This is a genomic window from Acidobacteriota bacterium (assembly GCA_033549365.1).
Classification (GTDB): domain Bacteria; phylum Acidobacteriota; class Aminicenantia; order Aminicenantales; family Saccharicenantaceae; genus JAWSUF01.
Window position 1 is genome coordinate 1 of record JAWSUF010000035.1, and the last position, 5,081, is coordinate 5,081.

The window sequence follows — 5,081 nt, forward strand, 5'->3', positions numbered from 1 at the left end:
GAGGATGTAAGGCATGCTCAGAGGTTATCATATTAGGTGCTACTTGTCAAGTATTATTTTCATAAATACCACATTATGTTGTTGTTAATATCAATATACCACAACTCATGGTTAGGTGCTACGATGGCGGCTGCGTATGTTCCTGATTTTGCTTAAGTTATAGGAGGCTCATGGAATAATGGCGAAAGTCGGGCCGGATTCAACGTATTGATCCGGGCACCGTAGGCAAGAAGATGGGCGACTGCCATCCCGGCACACCGGCGCCGGCGAACGCCCCAGACCGTAGCACCCGAAAAACAGAAGTCCGGAGACGATGAGAGAAAGAGGAGGGGAAGCAGCCGCAGCGTCGAGGCCGTGGGTCATCGCAGCCAAAAGAGGGATTTCATGACCATGCCGTGATTGTCAACTGATCTGCTTGCGGAGGGGGGCGCCATAGCTTGCCAAAGATCCCCCTGTCCGCCAAACATGATGTGTTCAGAGAGTTGTTTTTTTAACCCAGCTTTTAAAAAAAATGACAGTTGCAGCTATGAAGCCGGTCGACGCCAAGGTCGCCAGCACCGGAACACGGGCAGGCTCCCCAACGACCGAGGCCAGAACGCCCGCGGCGATTAAAACAGCACCCAGCTTAGCCGGATTCGTAAACGTCGTTAAGCGCAGGGTATCGCGAAGGGTGAGATTTTCCCGTCGCGCCAGGTGTTGATGCCATCCGAAAGCAGCCAGGATAATCGCTACCCCCACGATCCAGATGAAAGACGAAATTATGAGTGGCGTGTGGAAATTGATTTTTCCATAAATGGAAAACTTATTGAGTTCAGTTAAATCCGGGTGCCCATAGTTTGAATGGATTGTCAGCCGAATCCATCGGACATCGCTCCTCGCAATCCTGAATTCCTGCCGGGTTCTTTCCCTTTCGAGATGGAAAAACCCGACGCGGTCATATCCGGCATCCGGACTTTTCGTCGAAAACTCGACTTCGACATCTTTCGCGCTGATTCCCGGCCATCGGCCTTCGTTCCAACTATTGAGAAAAGAGATGATATCCGCCCGGGAATCCGACGCCAGGGCAAAAATGAAAACGAAGGGCGGGGGATCTCCCCGGCGCGAACGCCAGGGAAGCATCGGCCTTCCGGATATGAGACCTTGGGCATCCGTTTCGTCCGTATCCCCGGCGGATTCGCACAACACCGTCGTGTCCCCGATTCTGGAGAGCCATCGCCGTGAAACCCAATCCCTATCCCGGTTTTTTTCATATAAAAAAACTGCCGACAAGACCAGCCCGCCCGCAATGAGGAGCCCAGCCCCTCTTGTCAACCATTTAATTGAGGATGACATCATTCCGGATGTTCCCGATTCATCGCTGGGTAGACGGCTTTATGATAGAGCGCCGCAATCAATCCCAGCGAGATCCAGAAGACGATTCCGGGCTTGGCGCCCAGCGGAATGGAGTCTCCCAATCCGAAGAGGACGTGAGCCGCCTGTCCCCCGGCCAGTCCACGGGCCGACGCCCGCATCCAGCCCGGCATCGGCCGGAGCCATACGGACCGGCACATTGCCCAAGCCCCGCCCAGAATGGCCAGGTAGGCGATCAGCCCGGGAATCCCCATTTCTGCGGCGGTGTGGAGCATGTGATTGTGGGCATGGGCTTTTTTATATCCAAGCCCCGGTTCCCTCCTCAACATATTGACTCCGACTCCGGTCAGCGGTTTTTCCCGCACGGCCGTGATTCCGACAGACCACTGAAGATGGCGATGTTTGATTTTTTCAATCCAATACGGTCTTTTCCTTTCGGCCGCCGCCTCGGCATCGCTCTCGGGCAACACAATCAACACCAAGCCGCTGAAGAGCACGATGAATATGATCCCGAAAATTTGAATATTTTTCGAAGAGATGACAAGCCATAAGCCTCCGGCAAGGGCCAGCCAGGAAGCGATTGTCTGTGAGATAAAAAGAACGAGCAGAAAAAACGCCGTCAACAACCCAAGCAACGGAATGAACGCCAACCCGGCTCCCGGCATCGCCTTTCGCTCCCTTATCATGTTCACAAAGAGAGCCATGCAGAGCGGCACGAAAAGCAACAACACGCCGGCAACGGCATTTGGATTCAATCCCGCCTCAGCCCCCTCGAATCCCCAGTTTTTTTGTGGAATCCTGCCTATCAACAGTTCAAGAAGCCTACGGAAATGCGCTTCTCCGCTCAGAAACATCCCCATCACTCCGATCACCGCAAGTCCGGCGCCTCCGGCGATGTAAACTCCGATTCCCACCGCAATCAATCGCTCCGTACGCACAATGCGAACAATAACAAAAAAAACCAGGATCCCGTAGACAATTCCCACAACCTTCGGCAGCATGGCCGCCCATTGTCCCGAGGCCGCCGAGGAGATTACCAATTGGACACCGAGAAGAGCGACGGCAACATCGATCGGAGACCCCGCATAGGAATCGGACCCCTTGAGCTTCACAAACAGGAAGCGAACCAGCCACAATATGGGGAAAATCAGAAAAGGCCAAAGACGGTTGATTCGAGGAAAAATAAAAAGCGGCGCCATCGCCGCAAGAAGCGCCGCTTCGATCCAATCCATCATTCGAATGTGTTTCATTTCCGACACAAATCCGTTAAACCTCCCACACTCAAGAACTTCGAACTCGGTTCATGAATCGGAATCAGGCTGAACTCAACGCGACTCGCCTTACGACTTCGGCAATCCTGTCAAGATCCTTTTCTTCGAGGCGGCTTCCGCTCGGCAGGCAAAGTCCCTTATCGAATATTTCGGCCGCCACGGCGCCCCTCCGCTTCCTGCATCCGGCGAATACCGGCTGCATATGCATGGGCTTCCATATGGGCCGGGCCTCGATGTTTTCCGCCTCAAGCGCCATTCGGATGTCCTCACGCGTCGAGCCGAAATCCTCAGGTTCGACCGTAATGCAGGTCAGCCAACGGTTCGAGCGGCCATAGGGGGCTTCGGGCATGAAGTCGATGCCTGGTAGATCTCCGAGAGCCTTCCGATAATAATCGAAAATCCCGCGGCGGGCCGCAACGCGTTCCTCGATGACCCGGAGCTGCCCCCGGCCGACGGCGGCCAGCAGGTTGCTCATCCGGTAATTGTAGCCGATTTTCGAATGCTCGTAGTGCGGGGCCGGTTCGCGCGCCTGAGTGGCCAGGAACCTGGCTCGATCCACAAATTCCCCGTCATCCGAAACCAGCATGCCGCCCCCGGACGTCGTGATGATCTTGTTGCCGTTGAAGGAGAATACGCCGGCCCGGCCGAAACATCCGGCTTTTTTGCCGTTGCAGGATGCCCCCAGCGCCTCGGCCGCATCCTCGATGAGCGGCACATCGTATCTCCGGCAAATCTCCTCGATTCTTCCATAATCGACGCACTGGCCGTAGAGATCGACGGCCATAACGGCCTTGGGCATACGGCCCTTATTCCGCGCCTCCTCCAACTCTTCCTCGAGCAATCCGGGATCCATGTTCCAGGTCCGCCGGTCGCAGTCGATGAACACCGGCTTCGCTCCCACATACACGATGGCATTAGCCGAGGCGCTGAATGTCAGGTCCGAGCAAAGGACCTCGTCGCCGTCTCCGACTCCGAGGATGATTAGCGCCAAGTGGAGAGCCGCAGTCCCCGAGGAAAGAGCCGCGGCATGGCCGATTCCGATATATTCGCACATCTCGCGCTCGAAATCGTCGACCATGGGACCGAGCGGGGCGATCCAGTTCGACCGGAAGGCCTCGGCAACAAGGCCCTCCTCGAATCCGGACATGTGCGGAGGCGAGAGAAAAATGCGTTTATTTTTACTTGCCTTCACGTGGGCTTGTCCTCACTTTCGGTTTTCCGGGGATTCCCATCACGATCGAGCCTTCCGGCACGTTCCCAATCACAAAAGCCTGGCCGCCGATCGTGCTGCCCCGGCCGATTCTGGCATTCTGGCGAGTGGCGGAGCCGATGCCCATACTCACGCCTTCTTCAAGATAGGTGAAACCGGAAAAGTTCACACCGGGCGCCAGGCTGCAAAAGTCGGATACGGTCGCATTGTGTCCCAGGGCGCAGTTCATGTTGATGATCACAAAATCGCCTAAAACACTCTCATAATTGATGCTCACGCCCGGATAGATGATGGCCCCCCGCCCGACCCGCACTTCCCTGGAAAGCCAGGCCCGGCACGAGATGAAATTAGGAAAAACTACAGGGAGCGTTTGGATCTTATTCACAATGCGTTTCCGGGAGACCGGGTCGGCAATCCCCACAGCCACCGCCGTCCCGGCCGGAAAAGACCGAAGATCATCCACATTGCCCAATACCTGATGCCCGGCGATTATCCTTCCCTTTTTATGAATGTCATCATCGAGGAAGCCCAGGAGGATGAATTTTTCATCAAAAAGATCGAGGTTGTAAGCCACAAACGCGCCGACATTACCGGCTCCGATGATGATCAGGTTTTTTTTCATAATACCAATTCTCTTCTATTAAGAATTGAGAAAATCGCTTTAAGGATATTCAGTCGCTATCGCGAGAATGAGATTGTCATTATCGTTGATAACCATTTTACTTTTAAAATATCCTCGCCAATTACAAATAATTATTAGCGTATCAATCTGCTTATAAGAAGAGAAATATTAAGACATAGAAAAATTATGTAGTAACGACTTTATTGCTTCCATGCATATAAGATAGGATAATTCATTTTAACCATAAACCCTTTGTTTTGAAATAATTGTTTTAGCTTTTCCCCATTTTGTTCCTCATTTATGTAATGATATTCCATTGATATTTTTTTTATTTTATTAAAGATATCATCATCAATATTATTAAAAATATTGTACTCGCCCCCTTCAATGTCCATTTTAAGAAAATCTATTCGTTCGATCTCGAATTTATTTATAATATCTTTTAAAGTGATACAATCTACTTCTTCGTATTCATCTTTTATTCCATATCGTTTTACGAACTCATCATCTCTTATCAATGTGGATACCCCCGTATTATTTGATTTATAAAGTTTGAGCTTGTTTCAAAGTTACGTGATGGCATTTGACAAGGACGAAAAAAAAGGGCTACAACCCTCCATGATATCCA

The 5,081-nt window shown here is 52.1% G+C and carries 4 protein-coding genes and 1 pseudogene; all 5 read right to left on the minus strand.

From position 1 onward, the window contains the following. Positions 1-474: 474 nt before the first annotated feature. Positions 475-1,119 carry a hypothetical protein gene (locus SCM96_15825; GenBank protein ID MDW7762091.1) on the minus strand — a complete coding sequence of 215 codons (645 nt, stop codon included), beginning with the start codon at positions 1,117-1,119 and terminating at the stop codon, positions 475-477. Between the two features lie 212 nt (positions 1,120-1,331). Further along, a complete protein-coding gene (locus SCM96_15830) occupies positions 1,332-2,600 on the minus strand; it encodes an O-antigen ligase family protein (GenBank protein ID MDW7762092.1) in 1,269 nt (422 codons plus the stop codon). Between the two features lie 64 nt (positions 2,601-2,664). After that, positions 2,665-3,768 (minus strand): aminotransferase class I/II-fold pyridoxal phosphate-dependent enzyme, encoded by a 1,104-nt coding sequence (locus tag SCM96_15835; GenBank protein ID MDW7762093.1) that lies wholly within the window; start codon positions 3,766-3,768, stop codon positions 2,665-2,667. Between the two features lie 31 nt (positions 3,769-3,799). Next, positions 3,800-4,453 carry a hypothetical protein gene (locus SCM96_15840; GenBank protein MDW7762094.1) on the minus strand — a complete coding sequence of 218 codons (654 nt, stop codon included), beginning with the start codon at positions 4,451-4,453 and terminating at the stop codon, positions 3,800-3,802. 200 nt (positions 4,454-4,653) lie between these two features. Next, positions 4,654-4,992: pseudogene (locus SCM96_15845) on the minus strand (FkbM family methyltransferase). Positions 4,993-5,081 lie beyond the last annotated feature (89 nt).